This window comes from Aeromonas sp. ASNIH8, from assembly GCF_002919855.1.
Lineage (GTDB): Bacteria > Pseudomonadota > Gammaproteobacteria > Enterobacterales > Aeromonadaceae > Aeromonas > Aeromonas caviae.
The window spans coordinates 1-3130 of the sequence record NZ_PQLN01000187.1; the positions used below are offsets into that span (position 1 = coordinate 1).

General features: G+C 54.2%; 1 protein-coding gene and 3 pseudogenes. 2 read left to right on the forward strand and 2 right to left on the reverse strand.

From position 1 onward, the window contains the following. Nucleotides 1-191 precede the first annotated feature (191 nt). Nucleotides 192-1109: a WYL domain-containing protein gene (locus C3418_RS23150; RefSeq protein ID WP_064341356.1), complete on the reverse strand. Its 918-nt coding sequence runs from the start codon at nt 1107-1109 to the stop codon at nt 192-194. A gap of 613 nt (nt 1110-1722) precedes the next feature. Then, nucleotides 1723-1983: pseudogene (locus C3418_RS23160) on the reverse strand (transposase); the annotation flags it as partial. 61 nt (nt 1984-2044) lie between these two features. On the opposite strand from C3418_RS23160, the pseudogene istB reads away from it, so the two are divergent. Further along, nucleotides 2045-2509: pseudogene (gene istB / locus C3418_RS23165) on the forward strand (IS21-like element ISAeme17 family helper ATPase IstB); the annotation flags it as partial. Nucleotides 2510-2583: 74 nt separating this feature from the next. Further along, nucleotides 2584-3099, forward strand: a pseudogene (locus C3418_RS23170) (IS30-like element ISAs2 family transposase); the annotation flags it as partial. Nucleotides 3100-3130 lie beyond the last annotated feature (31 nt).

A 3130-nucleotide genomic window follows, 5' to 3' on the forward strand; every position in this document is an offset into this window, starting at 1 on the left:
TTTGAGCATTATAACGAACACCACCCGCACAGCGCCTTGGGATACCGTTCACCCCGGGAATTTCTGCGCAGTCGGGTATCACAATCCTAAGCGGGAAAAAGTGTCTGGACCTATGGGGTCAAATCCAACGGATAAACAGTCAGGTGCTCGTAGTGGCGTCGTGAGCTGGGCCACTACAAAGCACCAGCCCGCTATGAAATTTGCAAATCTGCATTCTTGAGCTTAAAGGCACAGCCTTGCCGGATCAGCTCCTCCCGGTTGGCGAGCACCAGTGGGTAGAGCAGGGGATTATTAGCATGTTCCCCGTTGTAGCTCACCTGCATCCGCTCCAGGGCGTAATGCATCAAGGGGACGCGCTGTTCTATCAGCAACTTGCCGTCGGTCATCGCATAGTCGCTGGCGATAATGGCCTGCTGTTCATCACCCAGACAGGGATTGGGGGTCACCACAGCGACCACCCGATTGTTCCACTCCAGATCCTGATCTCGACCGTGGGCCGAAGCGTCGAGTAGCTCCGGCTTGCCCCGAAAGCGGCTCATCACAAAGTCCAGATAATCCCTCTTCTTCTCGCAATACGCCCGCACATGCCAGCGAATGCCGTCATAGACCAAGGTATGGGGAACTATATTGCGCCCGCTACGCTCGGCCGAACTGAGCGACACATAATCCACATCCACCCGTAACTGGCTGCGGGCCGCCTGCACCAGACCGCGTACGATGACGGGGTCGATATGGCGGTTAGGCACATCCAGGATCTCGATATGGCCGTAACGCAGGTCCATCAGTGGCAGCGCCAAGACACCTGCCTCATGCTGGCGCTGATGCTGCTTCTCTCGGTGCAGCAGCAACAGATACTCATCCACCTTGCCTTCGCTAAAGCGAGGGCTGAACTGGGCGGTAGGTTTGTATCCCTTGAGATTGCGGTCGTACTCCAGCCCTTGTGGCGAGACCTCCTGGATATAGCGGTTGATATCCCTCGACGCCTGCTGGCGGCCAATGTTGAAGGCAGTGCAGAGGTGGTTGGTGGTTAGGCGGCCTTCCCACATCAACACGATCTCCAGCAGTCGAAAACGCAAAGTCTGATCCCAGGTGAGCGCCCCAGCGGTCATATGTGCTCCAAAATGCGACATGTGAATGTAACCAGTATCGGCATGAGTATACAGGCGACATATACTGGCAGCACCAATTGTGTAGAGCAAAGGAGAGGGAAAGTGCGAACAAGTATCCCACGAACAAAAAATGAAAATTTTAGTCATTTAATATCAATGGGTTACCAGTAAATGCTCTCGTGCCATATGACTTATTCGCACCTTCCTTAGGCGAATGGGTCGCTAGGCTGGAGGCCGGCCATCACCATCATGTGGTCCTTATCGCCTTGGCCAACAAGATAATGCGAATTTGCTGGAAAGTACTGACATCCGGCAGGGATTACCAACCCTATCCCAACGCAAGCGCAGCCGTTTAACAGATATTGCATATTCCGGCCGATCATGAACACCATTTCCGATTCAACGTAAACAGATGACAGAAGCGTTCACCCCACGACGTTGCAGCCTGGCTAAAAAAGCAGTCTCTCATGACTGGTAGCTTTATTAGGACGACGACGTGCGGATCCCATCAAGGCCAGAGCCGGAAAACGGCTCACAGATAGGCCGGATACATTGACGCAAACGACTTCTGGAAATCAGTTCAAGCTTGCAGATAAGGAGCAGACCATACATTTTTTATGATGTCGCGCTCCATGTTGGCTTGTGCGAGAGCTTTGCGTAGCCGGGCCACTTCAGCCTCCAGCTCGGCGACAGAACGCGCTCCGGGAATGGCCGATGTATCCTTTCCTCCTTTGGCTGCGACCACCCAGTTGCTCAGTGTGCCTTTGGCAATACCCAACCTTCTGGCGGCTTCAGCTTGGCCAAGGCCTTGCTCCAACACCAGTCGAACCGCCTCTGCCCGAAACTCTGGTGAATAGTGTTCTCTCGATTTCATTCAATACCCCCGATTGTCTCATCGTAACAATCGGGACTGTCTGTGAAAATCAGGATACCTCAACATAGTGCTGCTGGGCCCAAGCGGAGTGGGCAAGACGCATCTTGCCATCGCACTGGCCTATCGGGCTCTGATGGCTGGCATCAAGACCAGATTTATCAGCGCAGCAGACCTGATGTTGCAGCTGCAAGCAGCTCAACGACAGGAGCGGCTTAATGCCTACTTCAGCCGTGTCGTGATGGGGCCGCGTTTACTGGTGATCGATGAGATAGGCTACTTGCCGTTTGGGCGTGAGGAAGCAAACCTGTTTTTCAATGTGATCGCCAAACGTTATGAGAAAGGGAGCCTGATCTTGACGAGCAATCTGCCCTTTAGCCAGTGGGCCAGCACCTTTGCCGATGATCAGACACTAACGGCAGCTATGCTCGATAGACTGTTACATCATGCACACATCGTTCAGATCAGCGGTGAAAGCTATCGTTTGAAAGAGAAACGCAAAGCGGGGGCCACACCCAAAACCAATTAACCCCATGTCCGGGTGGATCACTTTTCAATCGGCGAAATTAGCCAGAGTGGATCAGTTTTCGGTCGGCGTTGACAATCAAGGAAGCCCGCTCTATTGATGAACGGCCGGCTATCGTCGATAGCCGGGAGCGGCTCGGTGATTGGGAGGCGGATACGGTGCTGGGCAAGCAAGGCACAGGTGCACTGGTCACCCTGGTGGAGCGCAAGAGCCGGCTCTATCTGGTCAAGCGGGTCGCGAGCAAACAGGCTGGGGTGGTGCGGGATGCGATAATCGAGATGTTAACGCCCTACATCGAGCAGGTGCATACCATCACCTTTGACAACGGCGGCGAGTTTGCCGAACACAAGGCGATAGAGGAAGCGCTGGGTGCCGAGACTTACTTTGCGCACCCTTACTCTTCGTGGGAGCGCGGTCTGAACGAGAACAGCAATGGGCTGTTGAGGCAGTTTATCCCAAAGGGAACAGACCTGAGAGAGGTCACGGACGAGGATGTCAGGAGAGCGGAGCAGTGGCTCAACCTACGACCTCGGAAATGTCTCGGATTCAGGCAGCCTGTCAAGGTATTCGAAGAGTACCGTCAGGCGGCATAGGCGAGTGTCGCACTTCGAAGTTGAATTCGCG

What these genes read in the sequence shown, in the direction of transcription:
- C3418_RS23150 (WP_064341356.1), bottom strand. Translation starts at nt 1,109, where the DNA reads ATGACCGCTGGGGCGCTCACCTGGGATCAGACTTTGCGTTTTCGACTG.